This is a genomic window from Halomonas sp., from assembly GCF_014859505.1.
Lineage (GTDB): Bacteria > Pseudomonadota > Gammaproteobacteria > Pseudomonadales > Halomonadaceae > Halomonas.
Genome location: NZ_JACUUD010000038.1, coordinates 1 through 22,981 on the forward strand (window position 1 = coordinate 1; position 22,981 = coordinate 22,981).

General features: G+C 67.3%; 28 protein-coding genes. 12 read left to right on the forward strand and 16 right to left on the reverse strand.

Features of this window, described 5'->3' with window-relative positions; all coding sequences use genetic code 11:
* Positions 1–32: 32 nt before the first annotated feature.
* The 6 genes from IBX53_RS07385 to zapE form a co-directional block, all read right to left on the reverse strand.
* The gene (locus IBX53_RS07385) at positions 33–800 is read right to left on the reverse strand and encodes a cytochrome c1 (protein ID WP_290907311.1); all 768 of its coding nucleotides are present in this window, start codon (positions 798–800) and stop codon (positions 33–35) included.
* Complete coding sequence (locus IBX53_RS07390) at positions 800–2,059, reverse strand: cytochrome bc complex cytochrome b subunit (protein ID WP_290907313.1); 1,260 nt, start codon at positions 2,057–2,059, stop codon at positions 800–802. Before IBX53_RS07390 ends, IBX53_RS07385 begins: the two co-directional genes overlap by 1 nt.
* On the reverse strand, positions 2,059–2,652 hold the full coding sequence (petA, locus tag IBX53_RS07395) for a ubiquinol-cytochrome c reductase iron-sulfur subunit (protein ID WP_290907317.1): 594 nt from the start codon (positions 2,650–2,652) through the stop codon (positions 2,059–2,061). The genes IBX53_RS07390 and petA overlap by 1 nt, the downstream gene beginning before the upstream one ends.
* Positions 2,653–2,874: 222 nt before the next feature.
* Entirely contained in the window at positions 2,875–3,264 is a 390-nt protein-coding gene (gene rpsI / locus IBX53_RS07400) for a 30S ribosomal protein S9 (protein ID WP_290907319.1), read from the reverse strand.
* Between the two features lie 13 nt (positions 3,265–3,277).
* On the reverse strand, positions 3,278–3,706 hold the full coding sequence (rplM, locus tag IBX53_RS07405; RefSeq protein WP_290907322.1) for a 50S ribosomal protein L13: 429 nt from the start codon (positions 3,704–3,706) through the stop codon (positions 3,278–3,280).
* Between the two features lie 153 nt (positions 3,707–3,859).
* The gene (zapE, locus tag IBX53_RS07410) at positions 3,860–5,047 is read right to left on the reverse strand and encodes a cell division protein ZapE (RefSeq protein WP_290907325.1); all 1,188 of its coding nucleotides are present in this window, start codon (positions 5,045–5,047) and stop codon (positions 3,860–3,862) included.
* Positions 5,048–5,230: 183 nt separating this feature from the next.
* Here zapE and IBX53_RS07415 point away from each other — a divergent pair, with 183 nt between their 5' ends.
* Positions 5,231–5,680 (forward strand): DUF1043 family protein, encoded by a 450-nt coding sequence (locus IBX53_RS07415; protein ID WP_290907328.1) that lies wholly within the window; start codon positions 5,231–5,233, stop codon positions 5,678–5,680.
* A 34-nt stretch (positions 5,681–5,714) separates the two neighbouring features.
* Here the strand turns inward: IBX53_RS07415 and IBX53_RS07420 are convergent, their stop codons facing one another.
* Positions 5,715–6,476: a Nif3-like dinuclear metal center hexameric protein gene (locus IBX53_RS07420; protein WP_290907331.1), complete on the reverse strand. Its 762-nt coding sequence runs from the start codon at positions 6,474–6,476 to the stop codon at positions 5,715–5,717.
* 139 nt (positions 6,477–6,615) lie between these two features.
* On the opposite strand from IBX53_RS07420, the gene IBX53_RS07425 reads away from it, so the two are divergent.
* Entirely contained in the window at positions 6,616–7,899 is a 1,284-nt protein-coding gene (locus IBX53_RS07425; RefSeq protein WP_290907334.1) for a Do family serine endopeptidase, read from the forward strand.
* Between the two features lie 124 nt (positions 7,900–8,023).
* Here the strand turns inward: IBX53_RS07425 and hisD are convergent, their stop codons facing one another.
* The 9 genes from hisD to IBX53_RS07470 all read right to left on the reverse strand — a co-directional run bounded on the left by hisD (position 8,024) and on the right by IBX53_RS07470 (position 14,929).
* Positions 8,024–9,343 (reverse strand): histidinol dehydrogenase, encoded by a 1,320-nt coding sequence (gene hisD / locus IBX53_RS07430; protein ID WP_290907337.1) that lies wholly within the window; start codon positions 9,341–9,343, stop codon positions 8,024–8,026.
* Positions 9,344–9,474: 131 nt separating this feature from the next.
* Positions 9,475–10,125 carry an ATP phosphoribosyltransferase gene (gene hisG / locus IBX53_RS07435; RefSeq protein WP_290907340.1) on the reverse strand — a complete coding sequence of 217 codons (651 nt, stop codon included), beginning with the start codon at positions 10,123–10,125 and terminating at the stop codon, positions 9,475–9,477.
* A gap of 19 nt (positions 10,126–10,144) precedes the next feature.
* Positions 10,145–11,407 carry a UDP-N-acetylglucosamine 1-carboxyvinyltransferase gene (murA, locus tag IBX53_RS07440; RefSeq protein ID WP_290907343.1) on the reverse strand — a complete coding sequence of 421 codons (1,263 nt, stop codon included), beginning with the start codon at positions 11,405–11,407 and terminating at the stop codon, positions 10,145–10,147.
* 11 nt (positions 11,408–11,418) lie between these two features.
* Positions 11,419–11,673, reverse strand: coding sequence for a BolA family protein (locus IBX53_RS07445; RefSeq protein WP_290907346.1), 255 nt, complete (start codon positions 11,671–11,673; stop codon positions 11,419–11,421).
* A 123-nt stretch (positions 11,674–11,796) separates the two neighbouring features.
* Positions 11,797–12,132 carry a lipid asymmetry maintenance protein MlaB gene (locus IBX53_RS07450; RefSeq protein ID WP_290907349.1) on the reverse strand — a complete coding sequence of 112 codons (336 nt, stop codon included), beginning with the start codon at positions 12,130–12,132 and terminating at the stop codon, positions 11,797–11,799.
* A complete protein-coding gene (locus IBX53_RS07455) occupies positions 12,129–12,782 on the reverse strand; it encodes a phospholipid-binding protein MlaC (protein ID WP_290907352.1) in 654 nt (217 codons plus the stop codon). Before IBX53_RS07455 ends, IBX53_RS07450 begins: the two co-directional genes overlap by 4 nt.
* A 44-nt stretch (positions 12,783–12,826) precedes the next feature.
* Positions 12,827–13,291, reverse strand: coding sequence for an outer membrane lipid asymmetry maintenance protein MlaD (mlaD, locus tag IBX53_RS07460; protein ID WP_290907355.1), 465 nt, complete (start codon positions 13,289–13,291; stop codon positions 12,827–12,829).
* A gap of 46 nt (positions 13,292–13,337) precedes the next feature.
* Positions 13,338–14,120 (reverse strand): lipid asymmetry maintenance ABC transporter permease subunit MlaE, encoded by a 783-nt coding sequence (gene mlaE, locus IBX53_RS07465; protein WP_290907358.1) that lies wholly within the window; start codon positions 14,118–14,120, stop codon positions 13,338–13,340.
* A complete protein-coding gene (locus IBX53_RS07470) occupies positions 14,117–14,929 on the reverse strand; it encodes an ABC transporter ATP-binding protein (protein WP_290907361.1) in 813 nt (270 codons plus the stop codon). Before IBX53_RS07470 ends, mlaE begins: the two co-directional genes overlap by 4 nt.
* Positions 14,930–15,096: 167 nt before the next feature.
* Between IBX53_RS07470 and IBX53_RS07475 the strand changes: the two genes are divergently transcribed.
* The 10 genes from IBX53_RS07475 to rapZ form a co-directional block, all read left to right on the forward strand.
* Positions 15,097–16,053, forward strand: a complete 957-nt coding sequence (locus IBX53_RS07475) for a calcium/sodium antiporter (RefSeq protein WP_290907365.1) — start codon at positions 15,097–15,099, stop codon at positions 16,051–16,053.
* A gap of 32 nt (positions 16,054–16,085) precedes the next feature.
* Positions 16,086–17,081: a KpsF/GutQ family sugar-phosphate isomerase gene (locus IBX53_RS07480; RefSeq protein ID WP_290907368.1), complete on the forward strand. Its 996-nt coding sequence runs from the start codon at positions 16,086–16,088 to the stop codon at positions 17,079–17,081.
* Positions 17,082–17,107: 26 nt separating this feature from the next.
* Positions 17,108–17,665, forward strand: coding sequence for an HAD family hydrolase (locus tag IBX53_RS07485; RefSeq protein ID WP_290907370.1), 558 nt, complete (start codon positions 17,108–17,110; stop codon positions 17,663–17,665).
* A 4-nt stretch (positions 17,666–17,669) separates the two neighbouring features.
* Complete coding sequence (gene lptC / locus IBX53_RS07490) at positions 17,670–18,254, forward strand: LPS export ABC transporter periplasmic protein LptC (RefSeq protein ID WP_290907373.1); 585 nt, start codon at positions 17,670–17,672, stop codon at positions 18,252–18,254.
* Entirely contained in the window at positions 18,251–18,757 is a 507-nt protein-coding gene (gene lptA, locus IBX53_RS07495) for a lipopolysaccharide transport periplasmic protein LptA (protein ID WP_290907375.1), read from the forward strand. Before lptC ends, lptA begins: the two co-directional genes overlap by 4 nt.
* Positions 18,758–18,765: 8 nt before the next feature.
* Positions 18,766–19,491: an LPS export ABC transporter ATP-binding protein gene (lptB, locus tag IBX53_RS07500; protein WP_290907378.1), complete on the forward strand. Its 726-nt coding sequence runs from the start codon at positions 18,766–18,768 to the stop codon at positions 19,489–19,491.
* 198 nt (positions 19,492–19,689) lie between these two features.
* The gene (locus IBX53_RS07505) at positions 19,690–21,105 is read left to right on the forward strand and encodes an RNA polymerase factor sigma-54 (RefSeq protein WP_290907381.1); all 1,416 of its coding nucleotides are present in this window, start codon (positions 19,690–19,692) and stop codon (positions 21,103–21,105) included.
* Positions 21,106–21,376: 271 nt separating this feature from the next.
* Complete coding sequence (gene raiA, locus IBX53_RS07510) at positions 21,377–21,685, forward strand: ribosome-associated translation inhibitor RaiA (protein WP_290907384.1); 309 nt, start codon at positions 21,377–21,379, stop codon at positions 21,683–21,685.
* A gap of 7 nt (positions 21,686–21,692) precedes the next feature.
* Entirely contained in the window at positions 21,693–22,157 is a 465-nt protein-coding gene (locus IBX53_RS07515) for a PTS sugar transporter subunit IIA (protein ID WP_290907387.1), read from the forward strand.
* 45 nt (positions 22,158–22,202) lie between these two features.
* Positions 22,203–22,981: RNase adapter RapZ (gene rapZ, locus IBX53_RS07520; protein WP_290907390.1), on the forward strand; the 779-nt coding region annotated here is incomplete at its 3' end.

Here is a 22,981-nt window from a genome sequence, read left to right on the forward strand (position 1 = left end):
CATGCGCCCCCAGACGTCTGTACCGCAGTGGATCAGTGGATGTCGCGCCAGTACTCACGCTTCAGCAGATAGGCAATCACGCCGAAGATGAAGATGAAGATCAACACCTTGGGGGCCAGGGCCTGGGCCTGAAGCTTGGAGGGCTCACCCACGTAGACCAGGAAGTTGGTCAGATCGTAGACGGCCTCCTCGAACTCGTCCGGCTCCATGCTGCCGGGACGGGTCACCTGCAGCACGTCACATGACTGGTACTTGCCGGTCAGCGGGTCCAGCTCGGCCCCCGGCAGGGGACGATCGCTCTGGCTGCACACCCGCTCCTGCACGCCCTGCAGGGGCTCGAGCACGTTGGGCATTGCCACCAGGTCGAATACCGCGTTGTTGACCCCGGTGGGACGGCTAGGATCCTTGTAGAAGGAGAGCAGGTAGGAGTAGATCCAGTCACCGCCGCGCAGGCGACCATGCAGGGTCAGGTCCGGCGCAGGTGCACCAAACCAGTTGGCGCCATCCTCGGGGGTCATGGCGATGTGCATCTGGTCGTTGAACGCCACCTGGCTGGAGAAGATAAGGTTCTGCTCTACCAGGTCCTGGGGCATGCCCAGGTCCTCGGCAGAGCGTGCGAAGCGATTATGCTCCAGGGAGTGGCAGCCCATGCAGTAGTTGGTGAAGAGTTGCATGCCCCGCTGCAGGGACGCCTCGTCCTTGAGATCCGGCGTCATCGAGAAGGGAACATCTCCCGCGGGAGCCGCCATGGCCGTGAAGGGCACCAGCGCGAAGAGCAGTACGAACAGTTGCTTTTTCATTAGCCAGTCACCCTTTCCGGAACGGGTTTGGTCTTCTCCAGCCGTGTGTAGATCGGCATCAGCAGGAAGAAGGCGAAGTAGATCGCGGTGCACAGCTGAGACATCAGGGTGCGCATCGGGGTGGTCGGCAGCGCGCCGAGAATCCCTAGGATCACGAAACTGATGGCAAACAGCGCCAGCATCGACTTGGACATCCAGCCCTTGTAGCGCATGGAGCGCACCGGGCTGCGATCGAGCCAGGGCAGCACGAACAGCATGGCGATGGCACCGCCCATGAACAGCACGCCCAGGAACTTGGCATCGAGGCCGAACAGGTCGAAGGTGATCGCCCGCAGGATCGCGTAGAAGGGCGTGAAATACCACACCGGCGCGATATGGTCCGGGGTCACCATCGGATTGGCGGGCTCGAAGTTGGGCCGTTCGAGAAAGTAACCGCCGCCCTCGGGGAAGTAGAAGATCACGACCGCGAAGACGAACAGGAACACCGCCACACCGACCAGGTCCTTCACCGTGTAGTACGGATGGAAGGGAATGCCGTCCAGGGGCTTGCCGGCCTCGTCCTTCTTGGCCTTGATGTCGATGCCGTCAGGATTGTTGGAACCGACCTCGTGCAGGGCGATGATGTGCAGTACCACCAGCGCCAGGATCACGATGGGCAACGCCACCACGTGCAGGGCGAAGAAGCGATTCAGGGTGATGCCGGAGATCAGGAAGTCACCGCGAATCCACTGGGTCAGGTCGGGACCGATGACCGGGATCGCCGAGAACAGCGAGATTATCACCTGGGCGCCCCAGTAGGACATCTGGCCCCAGGGCAGCAGGTAGCCCATGAAGGCCTCGGCCATCAGCGCCAGGTAGATCGCCATGCCGAAGATCCACACCAGTTCGCGTGGCGCCTTGTAGGAACCGTAGAGCAGGCCACGGAACATGTGCAGGTAGATCACCACGAAGAAGGCCGTCGCACCGGTGGAGTGCATGTAGCGGATCAGCCAGCCGTACTCCACGTCGCGCATGATGTACTCGACGGAAGCAAAGGCGCCCTCGCCCGAGGGGTTGTAGCTCATGGTCAGCCACACGCCGGTCAAGATCTGGTTGACCAGCACCAGCAGGGCCAGCGAACCGAAGAAGTACCAGAAGTTGAAGTTCTTCGGCGCATAGTACTTCGCCATGTGGTCCTGCCACATCTGGGTGGCCGGAAAGCGGTCATCGACCCAGCGCATCAGGCCCTTTTCCGCCTTCACCTTGTTCGGGTTACCCATCAGGCAGTCTCCTCGTCTTCACCAACGATGATGATGTCGTCGGTCTCGAAGCGATACGGTGGCACCTCCAGGTTGGTGGGCGCCGGCACGTTGCGGAATACGCGACCCGCCAGGTCGAAGTAGGAGCCGTGGCAGGGACAGAAGAAACCGCCCGGCCAGTTGTCCACGTCCACCGCATCGGGCTCGGGACGGAAGAGCGGCGAGCAACCCAGGTGGGTGCAGATGCCGATCAGCACGCCGATCTCGGGTCGAATGGAGCGCAGCGGGCCGGAGACATAGCCGGGCTGCTGCGGCACCTCGGAATCGGGATCGGAGAGGCGCGAGCCGTCGAAGGACTCGGTGCGCTCGATCATCTCCGGCGTGCGGTTGATGATCCATATCGGCCGACCGCGCCACTCGACGGTCATGCGCTGACCCGGTTCAAGCTTCGACACATCTGCCTGAACCGGCGCACCCGCCGCTCTCGCCCTGGCACTGGGCTGCCAGGAAGCCACAAAGGGGACCGCTACCCCGACAGCACCCACCGCACCCACGACGGTGGTGGCACCTACGAGGAAACGGCGCCGACCCTTGTTTACGCCGTTGTCTGCCATTTCAAGGTTTCTCCCATCAGCTTACCCGTTGATCCATCACGGGCAGTAAGCGTCCCGCGACCACAGATACCAAATGCGGCCTATAGTAAGAAAATGCGCCTCACCATACAAGGACAACCACCCTTGACGAAGGTGTAACACAGCCAATAACCGATTGATCGGAAACAAAAACGCCCGGGTCGTAGACCCGGGCGTGAGCGTACATGGCGCGTTAATCGGCGCTTAACGCTTGGAGAACTGCGGGCGACGACGCGCCTTGCGCAGACCTACCTTCTTGCGCTCGACCTGGCGAGCATCGCGGGTCACGTAGCCGGCTTCACGCAGCTGACCGCGGAAATCCTCGTTGTACACCATCAGCGCACGGGTAATCCCGTGACGGATGGCGCCGGCCTGGGACGAACCGCCGCCGCCCTTGACGGTGACGAAGACGTCGAACTGGCTCAGGGTGTCGGTCAGCTCGAGGGGCTGGCGGACTACCATGCGACCGGTAACGCGACCGAAGTACTGGTCCAGCTCAAGGCTGTTGACGGTGATCTTGCCGGAGCCCGGCTTCATGAAGACGCGCGCGGTAGAGGTCTTGCGGCGCCCGGTACCGTAATACTGCTGTGTCATGGCGAAGACTCCCTCAGATGTTCAGTTCTTGCGGCTGCTGGGCGGCGTGCGGATGCTCGGCACCGGCATAGACCTTGAGCTTGGTGTACATGGCGCGACCCAGAGGACCCTTGGGCAGCATACCCTTGACGGCGCCCTCGATGATGCGCTCGGGCGCATGCACGATCAGCTTGTCGAAGGTCATGGAGCGCAGGCCACCGGGATAGCCGGTATGGCGGTAGTAGGTCTTGGCCTGGGCCTTGTTGCCGGTGACCCTCACCTTCTCGGCGTTGACCACGACAATGTAGTCGCCGGTATCGACGTGCGGGGTGAATTCCGGCTTGTGCTTGCCGCGCAGGCGACGAGCGATTTCGGTGGCCAGGCGGCCGAGCGTCTTGTCCGTGGCGTCGACGACATACCAGTCGCGCTGGACGGACTGCGGCTTCGCAGTGAACGTCTTCATGGAGCTATCACCAGTTCAAGTGTGTTGGGTTCTCAGCCGGCACTCCGGCATGGAACCTTCCCTATTCTTCTTGGTTGCCATCCGCCCGGGGCGGGGACAACTAGGTAGAGCGCGCGAAGTCTACATGAACTGCGACCTTGAGCGCAATGCCGCTCACGGTTTGTGGGGCAGCGCCAGGTAATCGTGGGACTGCATCTCCTGCAACCGCGAGAGGGTGCGCTGGAACTCGAACTCGAGCCGACCGTCGGCGTAGAGTCGCTCGGCGGGCTCCTCCGCAGACATCAGCAGCTTGACGCCGCGATCGTAGAACTCATCAACCATGTTGATGAAGCGCCGCGCCTGATCATCCGTCGCCCCGCTCATGCGGGTGACATTGGAGACCAGCACGGTATGGAATTCCCTGGCCAGCTCGATGTAGTCGTTCTGGCTGCGCGGGCCATTGCACAGTTCGCGGAACTCGAACCATACCACGTCGTCGTGCAGCCGGCGGGCATGCATCACGCGATGGTTGATCTCGATGGGCGCGTTCAGCTCGCCCTCGTGGCCGGCGATCTCCCGGAAGCTGCGCGCCAGCTCCGTCTCGGCGGCGGCGTCCAGCGGCGCATGGAAGATCTCGGCGCGCTCCAGAGCACGCAGCCGGTAATCGATGCCCGAGTCGACGTTGACCACCTGGCAGTGACGCTTGAGCAGCTCGATGGCCGGCAGGAAGCGGGCGCGCTGCAAGCCATCCTTGTAAAGGTCATCGGGCACGATATTGGACGTCGCCACCAGCACCACGCCATGCTCGAACAGCGCCTCGAGCAGGTTGGCCAGGATCATGGCATCGGTGATGTCCTTGACGAAGAACTCATCGAAGCAGATCACCCGCGCCTCGCCGGCAAACTTGGCGGCGATCAGCGTCAAGGGGTTCTTCTCGCCCTTGTAGTGGGTCAGCTCGTTGTGCACCCGCTGCATGAAGCGGTGGAAGTGGGTGCGCATCTTCTCCGGGAAGGGCAGCGACTCATAGAAGGCATCCACCAGATAGGTCTTGCCGCGCCCCACGCCGCCCCAGAAGTAGAGCCCCGTGACCTCGGGCAGCACCGGCTCGGGGGGAGATGTCTGGCGGCCGCGCTTGCCGAACAGCCCTGCCATGCGCGAGGCGACTCCCCCCCTGGGTGGCACGGCCCGGGGCCGAGTGCGCGGAGTAACCACCAGTTCGTCATGGAGGCGCTGGAGATGGGCGACCGCCTGCTCCTGGGCGGGATCGTACTGAAAGTCGTCCCGCTTCAGATCGGCGCGGTAGCGCTCTGTGGGCGACAGGCGAGCGTCTCGGGACTCGGATGGGGTCGGCGTGGCACTCATGCGGATAACGGACCGTCTCGGCTGGGAATGGCTGAGCATTATACGCCTAGCGGGAACGGCACGCATCGCCATGACCGCAGGCGAGCGGGCGCGTTGACCCGCCGCCGCGGCTCGGCCCTATAATAGGGTCCCGAGACGGGCCCGCTCAGGCGCGCTCCGTTCCACCGCCACAGGGAGACAGACGTGGACGCAAGCAAGATCAACTGGTTTCTGGCCATCGCCTGCCTGCTCGCCGGCATCGGGCTGGGAGCGCTGGGCTACTACCTGCTCAACTCCAGCGCCTCCAGCCTGCAGAAGCTTCGCCAGCGTCTGGCTGAGCGCGACCGGGAGCTGGCAGCCCTGCGCGATGGCATGGACGACCATCTGGGTGACGTCTCCCGCCTGGTGGCCGCCCTGCAGCGGGACAGCGAGGCACTGGCCAGCCGTCTGTCACAGGACGCCAGACGCCTGGGCGCCAAGGGAACCCCACCCGCCGCCCTGGTGGGTATCGCCAGCGAAGCACCCACGGAGGGGGTCAGCGAGGCGCCGGCCATGCCCCGTGACTATGCCGATGGCACCGGCGGCACCCTCTCGGAGGACTTTGGCCTCAAGGACGACGAAGACTCCAAGGCGCCGCAGCCACCCCGTTACTGAGCTGTTCCCCTCACCACCCAGACCTCCACCGGCCTCAGGCGGGATTGTCGATATCCACGAAGCGATGCTCGAGGCCGAACTCCCCGGCCAGCCACGCCCCCAGGGCCTGGACGCCATAGCGCTCGGTGGCATGGTGACCCGCGGCCAGGTAGTGGATGCCCAACTCCCGCGCCAGGTGGGTGGTGCGCTCGGAGATCTCCCCTGAGATGAAGGCGTCGGCCCCCGCCTCCCGGGCCGCGGTGATCATGTCCTGGGCGCCCCCCGTGCACCAGGCCACCCGGCGAATCTCGCCCTTGCCCGGCGCCTCCACCAGCAGTGGTTCACGCGAAAGCCGCTCGCCGACGTGATCGGCCAGCCCACGGGCATCCAACCCCGCGGGCGCCGCCCCCAGCCACAGCAGTCCCTCGCCGAGTTCGCCATCGGCGCAGCCCTGCACATGGAAGTCAAGCAGCCGGCCCAGCTCGGCGTTGTTGCCCAGAGTCGCGTGGGCATCCAGCGGCAGATGGTAGGCCAACAGGCTCATGTCATGGGCCAGCAGGGTCCGGATGCGCCGGCGCTTCATGCCGGTGATCGCGACCGGCTCGTTCTTCCAGAAGAAGCCGTGGTGGACCAGCACCAGGTCCGCCTGCCAGGCCACCGCCTCGTCGAGTAGCGCCTGGCAGGCGGTGACCCCGCTCAGCACCCGGCGGACAGTCTCCCGACCTTCGACCTGCAGGCCATTGAGGGTAAAGTCCGTGAAGCGCTCGACCGCCAGCTCTCGGTCACAGGCAACCACCAGGTCATCGCGATTCGTCATGGGTCCTCCCTACGTCTACCGGGTGACAATGTTACAATTCACATCATTGTACCGACGCGACCTCTTCTACCGCATTCTACCGCACCGCTTGGCCCTCGCCCTGCCCTCGCGACCGCCCGCCACAAGGACGCCGACCCGCATGCCACGCTTTCTGCGCACGCTTACGCCCTACCTGCTGCCGACCACCATCGGCGTGCTGCTGGCCGTGGTGCTGCTCAACGCCTTTCCCCAGCTCACGGGCCGACAGGCCGACCCCACGGCACCGCCCCGCCCCCCTGCGGAGGCGCCAGGCGCCCAGGTGCCACTGACCGTCTCCCCCCGGGTCGAGGCACCGCAGGAGACCGAACCGCGCCCCGCCCCGGAGCTGCGCCAGGCCGCCCCGCTCTCCCGCGAGCAGGGGCCGGTGAGCTATGCCGCCGCCGTGGAGAAGGCGGCGCCGGCGGTGGTCAACATCTACTCCTCCCGGGTGGTGGAGCGCGACCAGCACCCGCTGATGTCGGACCCCTTCTTCCGACAGTTCTTCGGTGATGACGTGCCGGCCCGCCAGCGCATGCTCTCGAGCCTCGGTTCCGGCGTGATCGTCAGCGAGGAGGGCTATGTGCTCACCAATCACCATGTCATCGGCGGCGCCGACCAGATCCAGGTGGCCCTGCGCGACGGTCGCGAGACCCTGGCCGAGGTGGTCGGCACCGACCCGGAGAGCGACCTGGCCGTGCTGCGCATCGACCTCGAGTCCCTGCCGGTGATCGAGCTGGCCGACTCCACCAAGGTCGCCATCGGCGATGTGTCGCTAGCCATCGGCAACCCCTTCGGCGTGGGTCAGACCGTCACCATGGGCATCATCAGCGCCACCGGGCGCAGCCATCTGGGGCTCAATGCCTATGAGGACTTCATCCAGACCGACGCCGCCATCAACCCCGGCAACTCCGGTGGCGCCCTGGTCAACGCCGAGGGTGCGCTGGTCGGCATCAACACCGCCATCTTCTCGCGCTCCGGTGGCTCCCAGGGGATCGGCTTCGCCATTCCCGCCAACCTGGCCGCCAACATTCTCGAGGAGCTGGTCACCCAGGGCCGGGTGATCCGCGGCTGGCTGGGGGTGGAGGCCCAGGAGCTCAACCCGGAGCTGGCGGCCTCCTTCGGCCTGCAGGCCCCCCGCGGCGTGGTGATCGCCGGCGTGGTAGCCGGCGGGCCTGCCGACCGGGCCGGCCTGCAGCCCGGCGACGTGCTGCTGGCCATCGACGGGCGGCCGATCCTCGATGCGCGGGCCACGATGGCCGATATCGCGGCGGTGGCGCCCGGCGAGTCCCTGCCGCTCACCGTGGTGCGCGGCGGCGAGACGCTTGAGGTCACCCTGGAGGTAGGCGAGCGCCCACCGCCGGAGCTGCGCCGCCCGGAACCACCGGAGCCGCGCCGCCCGGAGTAGCCGACACGGCGCCCGGTAGCACAGGGCGCCACTCTTCAGGCCCCCAACTCAGGCCCCCAACGCGCAGGCCCCGCCTAATGGCGGGGCCTGCGCGTTCAGTTCGGTGCATGCGATCGGCGCGAGCTCACTCCTTGATACGGTACTCGGCGCTGCGCGCGTGAGCGGTCAGCGACTCGCCCCTGGCCAGCACGGACGCTACCTTGCCCAGCGCCGAGGCCCCCTCGGCGGAGCAGTGGATGATCGAGGAGCGCTTCTGAAAGTCGTAGACCCCCAGCGGCGAGGAGAAGCGCGCCGTGCCGGAGGTGGGCAGCACGTGGTTGGGTCCAGCGCAGTAGTCGCCCAGCGCCTCGGCGGTGTAGCGACCCATGAAGATGGCCCCGGCGTGGCGGATCTCCGGCAGCCAGCCCTCGGGGTTGGCCACCGAGAGCTCGAGGTGCTCGGGGGCGATGCGATTGATCAGTGTCATGGCCTCGGCACGGTCGCGGCAGTGGATCAGCGCACCACGGCGCACCAGCGACTCGCGGGCGATCTCCTCGCGGGACAGCGTCGGCAGCAGCCGATCGATGGCGGCCCCGACGGCGTCGAGGTGCTCGGCGTCCCAGCTCACCAGGATCGCCTGGGCATCCTCGTCGTGCTCCGCCTGGGAGAAGAGGTCCATGGCCAGCCAGTCGGGATCGGTGCCGCCATCGGAGATCACCAGGATCTCCGAGGGGCCGGCGATCATGTCGATGCCCACCTGGCCGAACACCGCGCGCTTAGCGGTGGCCACATAGATGTTGCCGGGGCCGACGACCTTGTCCACCCGCGGCACCGTCTCGGTGCCGTAGGCCAGCGCTGCCACCGCCTGGGCGCCGCCCAGGGTAAACACCCGGTCTACGCCGGCCAGGTGGGCCGCCGCCAGCACCAGTTCGTTGAGCACACCATCCGGCGTCGGCACCACCATGATGATCTCGCGCACCCCGGCTACGTGGGCAGGGATGGCATTCATCAGCACCGAGGAGGGATAGGCGGCCTTGCCGCCGGGCACGTAGATGCCGGCGCGGTCCAGCGGCACCACCTGCTGGCCCAGCACGGTGCCGTCGGCCTCGGTGTAATGCCAGGATTCGGGCTTCTGGCGCTCGTGGTAGAGGCGGATGCGCTCGGCGGCCTGGGCCAGCGCCTCGCGCTGCTCGGCGGGCAGGCCGTCGTAGGCCTGGCGCAGACGCTCGGCGGAGAGGGTCAGCTCGGCCATGCTCGTCACCGTGAGGCGATCGAAGCGGTTGCTGGTCTCCACCAGGGCCTCATCACCACGGCTCTTCACCGCGGCGATAATCTCGTCGACGCGCGCCTGCACTGCGGCGTCGGAGACGCCCTCCCAGGCCAGCAGGGTCGACAGGCGATCTTCGAAGCCAGCATCGTCGGTGGAGAGCCGGGCGATGCCGGAGGGAGCGGTTGTCTCGGTCATGGCTGCTTCCGTCACGAATCGGGTGAATCAGGCATTGTTCGGCGCCAGGTCGCTCCGGGCAAGAGCCCTGCGACGATGGCATTGAGGCGCGGCGGCTATCGGCCAACAGCAGCCCTCGGGCGGTGACTTTCTCAAACGACGACTTGCCGGCGCGCGGCCACGGCCTGGCCGAGGCGCTCCAGCAGCGGCTTGATGTGCACGTGCTTCATGGTCATGGCGGCCTTGTTGACCACCAGCCGGGTGGAGATCGGCGCAATCAGCTCGCGGGGCTCCATGCCGTTGGCACGCAGGGTGTTGCCGGTATCGACGATGTCGACGATCTCGTCGGCCAGGTTCATCAGCGGCGCCAGCTCCATGGCCCCATAGAGCTTGATCATCTCGGCCTGGATGCCCTGCTCGGCGTACCAGCGCCGCGCCACATTGACGAACTTGGTGGCCACTCGCCGACGCGCCCGGGTCGGCTCGGCGCCGGTGATACCGGCGGTCATCAGCTTGCAGCGGGCGATCTCCAGGTCCAGCGGTTCATAGAGCCCCTCGGCGCCATGCTCGAGCAGCACATCCTTGCCGGCCACGCCGAGATCGGCGGCGCCCAGCTGGACGTAGGTCGGCACGTCGGTGGCGCGGATCACCACCAGCTTGACGTCGGGCAGGTTGGTGTCGAACAGCAGCTTGCGGCTCTTGCCCAGGTCCTCGGCCGGGGTGATGCCGGCATCGGCCAGCAGCGGCAGGGTCTCGTCGAGTATGCGGCCCTTCGACAGGGCCAGGATCAGTTGTTTGCTCATGCTCTCGCCTTGGTCGTCCTTAGCCCGGTACGCGTCGGATCTGCGCACCCAGCAGCTGCAGCTTCTCCTCGATGCACTCGTAGCCGCGGTCGATATGGTAGATGCGGTCCACCAGGGTCTCGCCCTCGGCCATCATCGCCGCGATCACCAGCGACGCCGAGGCGCGCAGGTCGGTGGCCATCACCGGGGCACCGGAGAGGCGCTCGACCCCCTCGATCACCGCGGTGTTGCCCTCCAGGGCGATCTTCGCCCCCATGCGGTTGAGCTCCTGGACGTGCATGAAGCGGTTCTCGAAGATGGTCTCCACCACCCGGGAGGTGCCCTCGGCCACCGCGTTCATGGCCACGAACTGCGCCTGCATGTCGGTGGGAAAGGCCGGATAGGGGGCGGTGCGGATATTGACCGGCCGCGGGCGCTTGCCGTGCATGTCCAGCGCGATCCAGTCGTCGCCGCTGGTGATCTCGGCGCCGGCCTCCTCCAGCTTGGCGAGCACCGCCTCGAGAATGTCGGCGCGGGTGCGACGCACCTTGACACGCCCCCGGGAGAGCGCCGCGGCCACCAGGAAGGTGCCGGTCTCGATGCGATCGGGCATCACGTGGTGATAGGCGCCGTGGAGGCGCTCGACGCCCTCGATGACGATGGTGTCGCTGCCGTGACCGCGGATCTTCGCGCCCATCTTGATCAGGCACTCGGCCAGGTCGACCACCTCGGGCTCCCGGGCGGCATTCTCCAGCACCGTGGTGCCGTCAGCAAGCGTCGCCGCCATCAGCAGGTTCTCGGTGCCGGTCACCGTCACGGTATCGAAGAAGATGGTGGCGCCCTTGAGGCGGCCGTCCACCCGGGCCAGGATATAGCCGCCCTCGACGCGGATCTCGGCGCCCATGGCCTCCAGGCCGCGCAGGTGCAGGTCCACCGGCCGCGAACCGATGGCGCAGCCGCCGGGCAGGGAGACGTCGGCATGGCCGAAGTGGGCGATCAGCGGTCCCAGCACCAGGATGGAGGCGCGCATCTTCTTGACCAGCTCGTAAGGCGCGTCGCAGTGCTTCACCTGGGCGCCGTCGAGCTGGATGGTCATCTTCTCGCCCATCACCGGCTCGAGGCCCAGATGACCGAGCAGCTCCAGCGTCGTGGTGATGTCCTGCAGGTGCGGCAGGTTGCCGATGGTCACCGGCTCCTCGGAGAGCAGGGTGGCGCAGAGGATCGGAAGGGCAGCGTTCTTGGCGCCGCTGGCCCACACCTCGCCGTCGACCGGCCCATTGCCGGTGATGATCAACTTGTCCATGGGGTTCGATCTCAGGCGCCAGCGTTTTCCGGCGCGCTGCTCCATTGCGCCGGGGTATAGGTCTTGATGCTGACCGCATGCAGGGCGCCGGAGGCGATCTCCTCGGCGAGCGCGCCGTAGATGAGCTGCTGGCGCTTGACCGGCGAGAGACCGTCGAAGACCTCGCCCACGGCGACCACCTGGAAGTTGCAGCCTTCGCCCTGGATATGAAACTCGCAGCCATCGATGCGCGTATCGAGCAGCGCCTTGACGTCGCTGGGGTGCATGGTGAGGCACTCCTGTGTCTGAAACGGGAAGGCCACCGGGCGCGACGCGGCCGATGGCACGAAACGGGGTTGGCCCATGGTAATGAAAAGCGCGTCGCTTGGCGATCTCGGCGCCGCCGCGACTCAGGCGGCGGCGCTCTCCACGGGGAGCAGGCGCTCCAGTCCGGCGAGATCGGCGAGACGGCGCAGGGCCGGGGAGAGCCGCACCGCCTGCAGCTCTAGGCCGGCGGTGCGGGCGGCGCGGGCCCACTCCAGCAGTACACTGAACGCCGCGCTGCTGACGTCGGCCACACCGGAGAGGTCGAAGGTCACCCGGCTGCCGGCAGGCTGCTCGGCGAGCCAGTCGCGGCCTGTCTCGGCCAATGCCGTGGCGGCATCGAAGCCCACCTGGCCCTCGACCTTGAGCACGCTGTCATCTGCCTCCAGCCTCACGCTGCCGCTCTCCAGCAGGGCCGTCATGCGCTGCCGCCCTCCTCCAGTTCCTCGACGGCGAGTTCCGGCGCCCAGCCGTCGATCACCGCGTCGAAGTCGCGCCCCTTGTCACGCATCGCCTGATCGAACTGGTTGCGGAAGGTCAGGCCCAGGTTGATGCCATTGACGATCACGTTGACCACCCGCCACTCATTGTCGGAGAGGCGCAGGGAGTAGCTGACCGGATAGACCTGACCGCTGGCGGCCACCACCTCCATGTCGACGCTGGCCTGATCCTCGTGCCGCTGGGGTCGCTGGGTGTCCAGCACGCGCAGCTCACGATAATCGAAGGTAACCAGGCCCTTGGTGTAGGTGTCGATCAGGGTCTTGCGGAAGGTGTCGGCGAAGCGCGAGCGCTGCTGAGGGGTGGCATTCTGGAAGTAGCGCCCCATCACGCTGGCACCGATATAGCGGAAGTCGGCGATGTCATCGAGACTGTCGTCGACCAGTCCCTTGAGCTCGTCGATGTTGGCGGCGAAGTAGTCGCGACGCCCCTCGATCTCGGCGGTCAGCGTTTCGACGCTCAGGCGGATCACCTGCTCGGGGGTGCGCTCGGGGGCCGCCGCGGCCGGCAGGGCAAACAGGGTCAGCAGCAGGCCGACCAGCAGCGAACGGATGGGAAGGTAAAGGCGGTGCATGCTGTCACTCTCCTTGAAGCGGACCAGATTGACGCGCCTGCGCGTCAATCGCTGACCATATTGGACACGAACTGCTGGATGAGTTCTTCCAGCACGATGGCCGACTGGGTGTCACGCAGGGTGTCACCATTGGCCAGGGTCTCCGGGTCGCCGCCCACGGAGAGCCCGATATACTGCTCGCCGAGCAGGCCGGCGGTGAGAATCGCCGCGGTAGTATCCCGGGAGAGCTTGCCCTCCAGGTCACCATCCAGCTCCAGCATCACCCGGGCGTCGTACCAGTCAGTATCCAGCTCGATGGCCGACACCCGGCCCACCGTAACGCCGGCCATGGTGACGCGTGCCCGCGGCTTGAGGCTGCCGATGTTGGCGAAATTGGCCTCCAGGCGGAAGCTATCCCCCGGGGGCTGGAGGGTCATCCCGCTGACCCGCAGGCCGAGGAATACCAGGCCGAGAATGCCGGCGAGCATGAACAGCCCCACCCCCAGCTCCATCATCTTGCTGCGCTTCATCGCTTCTCTCCGAACATCAAGGCTTGCCGCCGCTCCTCGCTCACGATCAGGAGAGGCCGCCGAACATCACTGCAGTCAGGACGAAATCGAGGCCGAGCACGGCCAGCGAGGAATAGACCACCGTGCGGGTGGTGGCCCGGGAGATCCCCTCCGAGGTGGGCACCAGGTCATAGCCCTGGAATACCGCGATCCAGGTCACCACCACAGCGAAGACCAGGCTCTTGACCATGCCGTTGCCGATGTCACCGACGAACTCGACGCTGGCCTGCATATTGCCCCAGTAGGAGCCCTCGAAGACACCGAGCCACTCCACGCCCACCAGGTAGCCCCCGTAGATGCCGACCACGCTGAAGCCGATGGTCAGCAGCGGCAGGGCCACGAAACCCGCCCACAGGCGAGGCGCCACCACTCGGCGCAGGGGGTCGACGCCGATCATCTCCATGCTGGAGAGCTGCTCGGTGGCCTTCATCAGGCCGATCTCGGCGGTCAGCGCCGAGCCGGCCCGGCCGGCGAAGAGCAGCGCCGCCACCACCGGCGCCAGCTCGCGCAACAGCGACAGCGCCACCATCTGCCCCAGCGCCTGCTCGGCGCCGAAGTCGACCAGGAGGGTGTAGCCCTGCAGCGCCAGCACCATCCCGATGAAGAGCCCCGAGACCAGCACGATGGCCAGCGACAGCACGCCCACGAAGTGCATCTGGCGCAGCCACAGGTGCCAGCCCTCGCGACTGGGCACACCCACCGCCGACTGGGCAACGAAGATGCCGGCGCGGCCCAGCGACTCGAGCAGGTCGCAGCCGCGCCGCCCCAGGCCCATGATACGCGCGATCATCGCCGCCCTCCCGCGTCGAGGATGTCGGTGTAGAAGTCCACCGCCGGATAGTGGAAGGGCACCGGACCGTCGGGCTCGCCGTGGACGAACTGGCTGACCCGAGGGTCCCGGTCCACGTCGAGGCTCTGCGGGGTGCCGTGGGCCATCACCTGACCATCGGCGATCACATAGACATAGTCGGCAATGGTCAGGGTCTCCTTGATATCGTGGGAGACCACAATGGAGGTGAGCCCCAGGGCCTCGTTGAGCCGCTTGATCAGTTGCACCAGCACGCCCATGGAGATCGGATCCTGGCCGACGAAGGGCTCGTCGTAGAGGATCAGCTCCGGGTCCAGGGCCATCGCCCGGGCCAGCGCCACCCGGCGCGCCATGCCGCCGGAGAGCTCAGCGGGCATCAGCTCCCGGGCGCCGCGCAACCCCACCGCCTCGAGCTTCATCAGCACCAGATCGCGGATCATCGCCTGGGGCAGATCGGTGTGCACGCGCAGCGGAAAGGCGACGTTCTCGAACACGCTGAGGTCCGAGAACAGCGCCCCGCTCTGGAACAGCATGCCCATGCGCTGTCGCATGGTGAACAGCGCGCGGCGCGACTGGCGATGCACGTCCTCGCCGTCGATCAGCACACGACCCGAATCGGGGGTCAGCTGACCGCCGATCAGCTTCAGCATCGTGGTCTTGCCGGTGCCGCTGGGACCCATGATGGCGGTAATCCTGCCCCGGGGAATGGAGAGATCGACGCCGCGAAAGATCTCCATGTCACCTCGCGAGAAATGCAGGCCCTCGACCACCACGAAGGGTGTGTCACTCATCGGCTCTTCAACTCTCTCGGTAACCCTGGGAATAATTATCGAACATCGTATCCTAACTACCCTGGCCGGCGCCAGCGACACGCTCATCGCCCGCCCCTCGCGGCCTTGCACTCCCCGAGGCCAACGCGTCTAATGCGCCCTTTCCGCTTCTCGGCCAAGGACACCCCATGCTGGTACCGCTTATTGTCGTGCTGCTGGGCCTGGCGGCCCTGCTGTGGAGCGCCGACCGCTTTGTGGGCGCGGCGGCGGCCACCGCCCACAAGGCCGGCATGAGCACACTGCTGGTGGGCATGACAGTGGTGGCGCTGGGCACCTCGGCCCCGGAAATGGTGGTCTCGACGATGGCGTCCCTCGACGGCATCCCCGACCTGGCCACCGGCAACGCCCTGGGCTCCAACATCGCCAACATCGGCCTGGTGCTGGGCATCACCGCCCTGATCGTGCCGATCCCGGTGCGCTTCTCCATCGTGCGCCGCGAGCTCCCCCTGCTGCTGGGTGCCACGGGCCTGGCCGGCTATGCCCTGGCCAACGGCATCCTCGGCCGCTTCGACGCCCTCTTCCTGCTGTTGCTGCTGATGTTCAGCCTGTGGTGGCTGTTCCGCGCCGACACCCCGGACGTTCCCGACGCCGCCGCCGGCGAGATCCCCGACATGCCGCTGCCTCGCGCGCTTGCCTGGCTGGCGGCGACACTGCTGGTGCTGGCCGTCGGCTCACGCGCCGTGGTGTGGGGCGCCAGCGAACTGGCCAGCGGCCTGGGCGTCAGCGAACTGGTCATCGGGCTGACCGTGGTCGCCATCGGCACCAGCCTGCCGGAACTCGCCGCCTGCGTGGCCAGCGCCCTCAAGCGCCACCACGACATCGCCATCGGCAACGTGATCGGCTCCAACCTCTTCAACCTCCTTATCGTGCTGCCCATCCCCGGCCTGCTGGCCCCCGGCCCCAGCGACCCCGCCGCCGCGGGCCGCGACTACCCGGTGATGCTCGCGCTGACCCTGGCGCTGGGCATGCTGCTGCTTTGGCAGCGCCGCGGGCGGATCGGGAGAGTCCCCGGCGCCCTGCTGGCGACCAGCTATCTGGGCTACCTGGCCTGGGTCGGCGTGGCCAGTCTCGGCGTCGCCACTTGAGTGAACCCGCGCAACAGGCAACAATCACCGCCATGACTCAACATATCCCCCAGCCCACGGCCACCTCCCTGCTGCGCGACAGCGCCCGTCGCACTCTACGGCTCGAGCAGCAGGCCATCGGGGCGCTCGTCGAGCGACTCGACGCGGACTTCGACCACGCCTGCCAGCTGATCCTGGCCTGCCACGGCCGCGTGATCGTCACCGGCATGGGCAAGTCGGGCCACGTCGCCGGCAAGATCGCCGCGACCCTGGCCAGTACCGGGACGCCCGCCTTCTTCGTGCACCCCGGCGAGGCCAGCCACGGCGATCTGGGCATGATCACCCCCGGTGACGTGGTACTGGCGCTCTCCAACTCCGGCGAGACCGCCGAGGTGACCGCCCTGCTGCCGCTGCTCAAGCGCATGGGCGTGCCGTTGATCAGCATGACCGGCCGCCCCGTCTCCACGCTTGCGCGCCACGCCGAGGCTCACCTCGACGCCGGGGTCGAGCGCGAGGCCTGCCCGCTGGACCTGGCCCCCACCGCCTCCACCACCGCCGCCCTGGCGCTGGGCGATGCCCTGGCAGTGGCGCTACTGGAGTCCCGCGGCTTCACCGCCGAGGAGTTCGCCCTCTCCCATCCCGGCGGCAGCCTCGGCAAGCGGCTGCTGCTGCGGGTCGGCGACCTGATGCATGACGGCGCACGGCTGCCCATCGTACCGCTGGGCAGCCCACTGCGGGACGCCCTGCTGGAGATCACCCGCCAGGGTCTCGGCTTTACCTGCGTGGTGGACGAACAGGGCCAGCTGGCCGGGGTCTACACCGACGGCGACCTGCGCCGCACCCTGGACCAGCACAGCGACCTCTCGGGCCTGACCGTCGATGAGGTAATGACTCGCCCCGGCAAGCGGGTGGCAGCGGAAATGCTTGCCGCCGAGGCGGTGAAGCTGATGGAGGACCACCGCATCTCCGCCCTGGCAGTGGTCGACGACACGGGCCGCCCGGTGGGCGCCCTGAACATGCACGACCTGCTGGCCAGCGGCGTGATCTGATTCCCACTCACCGAACCGGAGCTCCCATGCCCCACAACCTTCCGCTGCAGGACCCCCGACTGGTGGACCGCCTGCGCCGCATCCGCCTGCTGGCCCTGGACGTCGACGGCGTCCTCACCGACGGCCAGCTCTTCTTCCAGGCCGACGGCACCGAGATCAAGGCGTTCAACGTCCAGGATGGCCATGGTCTCAAGCTGCTCAAGCGTGCCGGCATCGAGGTGGCGCTGATCACCGGCCGCGACTCGCCCACGGTGAGCCACCGTGCCGCGGCACTGGGGGTCCAGCACGTCTTCCAGGGCGTGGAGAAGAAGCTGCCGGTGCTGCGCGACCTCTGCACCCGCCTCGGCCTGGAGTTCGACCAGGTCGCCTACTGCGGCGACGACATGCCCGATGTGGGCGCCATCCGCCGCGCCGGCGTGGGAATCAGCGTGCCCAACGCCCCCGAGTACATCCGCAAGCACGCCGACTGGGTGACGGTCAGAAGCGGCGGTCAGGGGGCGGCCCGCGAGGTCTGCGACACCCTGCTCAAGGCCCAGGGCCACTGGGATGCGGTGCTCGATACCTACCTGCACGGGGCCGGTTGAGCCCATGACCCTGCCGCGGCCATCATTTCGGGTCTGGCTGTTCCTGCTGCTGGTGGCGCTGGGCGGCGTGATGGTGCTGCTCGACTCGCGCAGCGTGCGCGAGCCCGGCGCGGTGCCCAGGGACGCGGCCGGCGAACCCGACTTCTACCTGGAGGGCGCGCGGCTGACTCGCTTCGACGCCCAGGGGCGTGCCCACCAGCGCGTCGATACCCCGCGCCTGGTGCACACCCCCCATGACGACGTCACCCGCCTCGAGACCCCCGACGCCCGGCTCTTCGACAGCGCCGGCCGCGAATGGCTGGCAACGGCCGACAGCGGCGTGCTGGGTGCCGGCGGCAACCCGCTGACGCTCTCCGGCAGCGCCCGCCTCCTCGCCCCCGAGGAGCGCTGGCAGCTCGACACCGAGGTGCTCCACTATGACGCCAACAGCGGCCACGCCTGGAGCGACACCCCGGCCCTGCTCCAGCAGCCTCCCCAGCACATGCGCGGTGAGCGCTTCGACGCCTGGCTCCATGACAACCGCGCCCGGCTGACCGACAATGTGCGCGGCCACCATCCGCCCGAGACCCGAGAGGACCCCCAGCCATGAAGCGAACCTCCGCCCTGCTGCTCTGCCTGCTGCTGCCGCTGGTCGCCGCGCCGACCCTGGCCCAGAGCCGCGACGCCGAGGCCCCCATCGAGGTGGAGGCCGACCGGCTCGACCTGGACGACCGCGCCGGCACCGCCATCTACACCGGCGAGGTGGATATCCGCCAGGGCAGCATGCGCCTGACCGGCGACCGGGTGGAGATCCAGCGCAACGCCCAGGGCCAGCTCTCGCGAGCCATCGCCACCGGCGAGCGCGCCTACCTGGAGCAGCAACCCGACCCCAGCGAGCCGATGGTGCGCGGCTGGGGCCGCACCATCATCTACCACGTGGCCGAGCGCCGCATGGAGCTGATCGACCGCGCCGAGCTGCATCAGGGCGGCGACACCTTCGACGGCGGCTACCTGGAGTACTTCCTCGACCGCCGCGTGGTCCAGGCCCGCAGCGAGAGCGAGGGCGTCGAAGGGCGCCAGCGCATCCGCATGACCCTCCAGCCCGAGCAGTAAGGCCGCCCATGAAGACCCTCCACGCCCGCCACCTGGCCAAGAGCTACAAGCGCCGCCGGGTGGTCAAGGACATCAACCTGTCCATCCGCCAGGGCAGCATCGTCGGCCTGCTCGGGCCCAACGGGGCCGGCAAGACCACCTCCTTCTACATGATCGTGGGACTGGTGCGCGCCGATGCCGGCGAGGTGGCCATCGACGACCTGGACCTGTCGCGGGCCGCCATGCACCAGCGCGCCCGGGCCGGCATCGGCTATCTGCCTCAGGAGGCCTCGATCTTTCGCAAGCTCTCCGTGGCCGACAACATCATGGCAATCCTCGAGACCCGCAAGGACCTCGATCGGGATGGGCGTCGCGCCCGCCTCGAGCAGCTGCTCGAGGAGTTTCATGTGACTCATATCCGCGACAACCTCGGCATGAGCCTCTCCGGCGGCGAGCGACGGCGGGTGGAGATTGCCAGGGCCCTGGCGACGGAACCCGCCTTCATCCTGCTCGACGAGCCCTTCGCCGGGGTCGACCCCATCTCGGTGGGCGAGATCAAGGGCGTCATCCGCCAGCTCAAGGCCCGCGGCATCGGCGTGCTGATCACCGACCACAATGTTCGCGAGACACTCGACATCTGCGACACCGCCTACATCGTCGGCGACGGCCAGATCATCGCCGAGGGGAACGCCGAGGCGATACTGGCCAACCAGCGGGTGCGCGAGGTCTACCTGGGCCAGGATTTCCGTCTCTGACCACGGGTCTCCTGTCCATCGGCATCTTTCCTGCGGCCCTCATGATCGCAATCCTCTGATATGCCTGTCGTAATTCAATGACGGTATGTGAATTGCGTCTGGCATACAATTTGCAGGACCAGCGCTTGCAAGACCGCGGCACCCGGGCTAGGGTGAGGCTTTCGGCCACTTCCTGGCACACGAGGGCAGACCATCACGATGGCCATGAAAGCCTCCCTGCAGCTGCGCGTCGGCACCCAGCTGACCATGACCCCCCAACTCCAGCAGGCCATCGCCCTGCTGCAGCTCTCCACCCTCGACCTGCGCCAGGAGATCCAGCAGGCGCTGGAGTCCAATCCCATGCTGGAGCTCGAGGAGGAGTTCGGCGAACAGACGGTGAGCGAGACCCCGGAGGACGACTGGGCCAACGAGATCCCCGAGGAGCTCGTCACCGACAGCGACTGGTCGGATACCTACCAGGATCTGGCCGCCCCCGCCGGTGGCGGCGAGGGCCCGGACTTCGAGCGCGAGGCGGCTGGCCAGAGCCTGCAGGGACACCTGACCTGGCAGCTGGCGATGACCGACCTGGCCCCACGCGAGCGCCAGGTCGCCGAGAGCCTGATCGACGCCGTGGACGCCGCCGGCTACCTGGCCCAGCCCCTTGACGAGATCCGCGATGGCCTCAGGACTCAGGGCCTCGAGGGACTGCGCAGCGCCGAGATCGAACAGGTGCTGCTGCGCCTTCAGCAGTTCGAACCCACCGGCGTCTTTGCCCGGGACCTGCGCGAGTGCCTGATGCTGCAGCTTGCCGTCCAGCCCGCCGACACCCCGCTGCTGCCCCAGGCGCGGCGACTGGTTCGCCAGTTCCTCGAGGCCCTGGCCGGCGACGATCGACGCCTGCTGAAGCGCCGCCTGGGCCTCGACGACGACGCACTGGACACGGCCATCGCCCTGGTACGCTCCCTGGACCCGCGCCCCGGCAGCGCCTACTCGAGCGTCGAGAATGACTATGTGATTCCCGACCTGGTGGCACACCACGACAGCCGCGGCTGGCACGTGGAGCTCAACCAGGAGGCCCTGCCGCGGCTGCGCATCCAGCCCGACTATGCTGCCCTGATCCGTCGCGCGGACAAGAGCCAGGACAACCAGTTTCTCAAGGACCACCTGCTGGAGGCTCGCTGGCTGATGAAGAGCCTCTCCAGCCGCAACGATACCCTGCTGCGCGTCGGGCGCGAGATCATGGTCCGCCAGCTCGACTTCCTGGAGCGCGGCGAGGAGGCGATGAGGCCGTTGATCCTGGCCGATATCGCCAAGGTCGTGGAGATGCACGAGTCGACCATCTCCCGGGTCACCACCCAGAAATACATCCACACCCCGCGAGGCGTGTTCGAGCTGAAGTTCTTCTTCTCCAGCCAGGTGGGTGGCAACGGCGAGGGCGACGCCCACTCCAGCACTGCCATCCGCGCGCGCCTGCGCAAGCTGATCCAGGAGGAATCGCCGCGCAAGCCGCTCTCCGACAGCAAGCTGGTGACCCTGCTCGACGAGGCCGGCATCCAGGTGGCCAGGCGAACCGTCGCGAAGTACCGCGAGGCCATGGGCATCCCCTCCTCCAGCGAACGCAAGCGGCTGAGATAGCTCAGGCGCACCGTCGCGCTCTCGATAGCCGGCCGCGAGGCCATGGGTATCCCCTCCTCCAGCGAACGCAAGCGGCTGAGATGATACCAACGCGGCACCGATCCCACCTCCCAGCATGCCCCGGAACGCCGGCCGCGTCGCGTGCCGGGCACCACCCGCGCGCGCTTCGCTGACCTGCATCAGGCCCGCCGACCCGGCGGCAGTGCGAGGGGTATGCAAGGCAGGAAAAAGGGTTACAATCGACTCATAACCAACGAGCAAGGAGCGTGTCATGCAAGTCAACATCACCGGCCATCATGTGGAACTGACCGATGCCCTGCGTGGCTATGTGGACGAAAAACTGGCACGCGTGGAGCGCCACTACGACAACATCACCAACGTGCATGTGACCCTGTCCGTGGAGAAGGAGCGCCAGCACGCCGCCTGTACCCTGCACGCCGCCGGTGCCGACCTGCACGCCGAGGCCCAGGATGGCGACATGTACGCTGCCATCGACGCCCTGGCCGACAAGCTCGATCGCCAGCTGGTCAAGCACAAGGAAAAGGCCCAGGCCCGCGCCCAGGGCGCCGGCGCTCGCTGAGCCTGTCATGTCACTGGAAACCATCCTGCCCCCGGAGCGCACCCTGTTCGGTGTCCCCGGGGGCAGCAAGAAACGGGTGCTGGAGTTCTTCAGCACCTTCATCGCCCAGAATACGCCGAGTCTCGACAGCCAGGAGGTATTCAGCCGGCTGATCGGACGCGAGCGGCTGGGCAGTACCGGCATCGGCCACGGGGTGGCCATCCCCCATGCCCGCAGCCCCCACTGCAAGACTCCCATCGCCGGCTTCCTGAAACTGGCCGAACCGGTCGACTTCGATGCCATCGACGGCGAGCCGGTCGACCTGGTATTTGTGCTGCTGGTGCCCGAGGAGGCCGACGACGCCCACCTGGCCCTGCTCGCCCAGGTGGCCGGCGTCATGAACGACGCCGAGACCCGCAGCGGGCTGCGCAAGAGCGAAAGCCAGCGTGAGCTCCACGAACGGCTCATCGAGGCGATCCGACGACAGGGGTAACTCGCCCCACGGGCCGCCCGGCCAGATTAACGACCAGGAGACCCCATGCAGCTCGTGATCATCAGCGGTCGTTCCGGCTCGGGCAAGTCGATCGCGCTGCAGGCCCTGGAAGACCTCGGCTATTACGCCATCGACAACCTGCCGGCCATGCTGCTCGGCTCAATGGTCGACGAGCTCAAGGGACCGGAATCGCCGCGCTCTTCCATTGCCGTCAGCATCGATGCCCGCAACCTGCCCCAGGCCCTGCAGCGCTTCCCCAGCCTACTGCAGGAGGTGCGCGACCGCGGCATCGCCTGCCAGGTGATCTACCTGACCACCGATGCCCGCATCCTGCTGGAGCGCTACTCGGAAACGCGCCGCCGACATCCGCTGACCCGGGACAGCCAGATGACCCTGGCCGAGGCGATAGACTCCGAGGAGCTGGCGCTCTCCGAGATTCGTGACCTGGCGGACCTGGTCATCGACACCTCGCGGCTCTCGGTCCACGAATTGCGGGGCCGTATCGCCGACCAGGTGGCCCGCCACCGGCCCGACCAGCTCACCCTGACCTTCGAGTCCTTCGGCTTCAAGCGTGGGGTTCCGCTGGACGCCGACCTGGTATTCGATGCCCGCTGCCTGCCCAATCCCTACTGGGACCCGCAGCTGCGCGCCAGCACCGGCCGCGACGCGCCGGTCATCGCCTTTCTGGAGAGCTATGCGCTGGTCGACGAGATGCGCGCCGATATCCAGGCCTGGGTAGAGCGCTGGCTGCCCGCCTACCTGGCCAGCCACCGCAGCTACCTGACGGTGGCCATCGGCTGCACCGGCGGCCAGCACCGCTCGGT

Bases quoted from the DNA above. Each gene is read 5' to 3' on its own strand.
- IBX53_RS07475 (WP_290907365.1), top strand. From the start codon at position 15,097: ATGCTGGTACCGCTTATTGTCGTGCTGCTGGGCCTGGCGGCCCTGCTG.
- raiA (WP_290907384.1), top strand. From the start codon at position 21,377: ATGCAAGTCAACATCACCGGCCATCATGTGGAACTGACCGATGCCCTG.
- IBX53_RS07450 (WP_290907349.1), bottom strand. From the start codon at position 12,132: ATGACGGCCCTGCTGGAGAGCGGCAGCGTGAGGCTGGAGGCAGATGAC.
- IBX53_RS07390 (WP_290907313.1), bottom strand. From the start codon at position 2,059: ATGGGTAACCCGAACAAGGTGAAGGCGGAAAAGGGCCTGATGCGCTGG.
- IBX53_RS07515 (WP_290907387.1), top strand. From the start codon at position 21,693: ATGTCACTGGAAACCATCCTGCCCCCGGAGCGCACCCTGTTCGGTGTC.
- IBX53_RS07470 (WP_290907361.1), bottom strand. From the start codon at position 14,929: ATGAGTGACACACCCTTCGTGGTGGTCGAGGGCCTGCATTTCTCGCGA.
- mlaD (WP_290907355.1), bottom strand. From the start codon at position 13,291: ATGAAGCGCAGCAAGATGATGGAGCTGGGGGTGGGGCTGTTCATGCTC.
- petA (WP_290907317.1), bottom strand. From the start codon at position 2,652: ATGGCAGACAACGGCGTAAACAAGGGTCGGCGCCGTTTCCTCGTAGGT.
- rpsI (WP_290907319.1), bottom strand. From the start codon at position 3,264: ATGACACAGCAGTATTACGGTACCGGGCGCCGCAAGACCTCTACCGCG.
- zapE (WP_290907325.1), bottom strand. From the start codon at position 5,047: ATGAGTGCCACGCCGACCCCATCCGAGTCCCGAGACGCTCGCCTGTCG.
- IBX53_RS07505 (WP_290907381.1), top strand. From the start codon at position 19,690: ATGGCCATGAAAGCCTCCCTGCAGCTGCGCGTCGGCACCCAGCTGACC.
- rplM (WP_290907322.1), bottom strand. From the start codon at position 3,706: ATGAAGACGTTCACTGCGAAGCCGCAGTCCGTCCAGCGCGACTGGTAT.
- IBX53_RS07385 (WP_290907311.1), bottom strand. From the start codon at position 800: ATGAAAAAGCAACTGTTCGTACTGCTCTTCGCGCTGGTGCCCTTCACG.
- lptA (WP_290907375.1), top strand. From the start codon at position 18,251: ATGAAGCGAACCTCCGCCCTGCTGCTCTGCCTGCTGCTGCCGCTGGTC.
- lptB (WP_290907378.1), top strand. From the start codon at position 18,766: ATGAAGACCCTCCACGCCCGCCACCTGGCCAAGAGCTACAAGCGCCGC.
- IBX53_RS07445 (WP_290907346.1), bottom strand. From the start codon at position 11,673: ATGCACCCCAGCGACGTCAAGGCGCTGCTCGATACGCGCATCGATGGC.
- hisD (WP_290907337.1), bottom strand. From the start codon at position 9,343: ATGACCGAGACAACCGCTCCCTCCGGCATCGCCCGGCTCTCCACCGAC.
- IBX53_RS07480 (WP_290907368.1), top strand. From the start codon at position 16,086: ATGACTCAACATATCCCCCAGCCCACGGCCACCTCCCTGCTGCGCGAC.
- IBX53_RS07425 (WP_290907334.1), top strand. From the start codon at position 6,616: ATGCCACGCTTTCTGCGCACGCTTACGCCCTACCTGCTGCCGACCACC.
- mlaE (WP_290907358.1), bottom strand. From the start codon at position 14,120: ATGATCGCGCGTATCATGGGCCTGGGGCGGCGCGGCTGCGACCTGCTC.
- hisG (WP_290907340.1), bottom strand. From the start codon at position 10,125: ATGAGCAAACAACTGATCCTGGCCCTGTCGAAGGGCCGCATACTCGAC.
- IBX53_RS07485 (WP_290907370.1), top strand. From the start codon at position 17,108: ATGCCCCACAACCTTCCGCTGCAGGACCCCCGACTGGTGGACCGCCTG.
- IBX53_RS07455 (WP_290907352.1), bottom strand. From the start codon at position 12,782: ATGCACCGCCTTTACCTTCCCATCCGTTCGCTGCTGGTCGGCCTGCTG.
- murA (WP_290907343.1), bottom strand. From the start codon at position 11,407: ATGGACAAGTTGATCATCACCGGCAATGGGCCGGTCGACGGCGAGGTG.
- IBX53_RS07420 (WP_290907331.1), bottom strand. From the start codon at position 6,476: ATGACGAATCGCGATGACCTGGTGGTTGCCTGTGACCGAGAGCTGGCG.
- lptC (WP_290907373.1), top strand. From the start codon at position 17,670: ATGACCCTGCCGCGGCCATCATTTCGGGTCTGGCTGTTCCTGCTGCTG.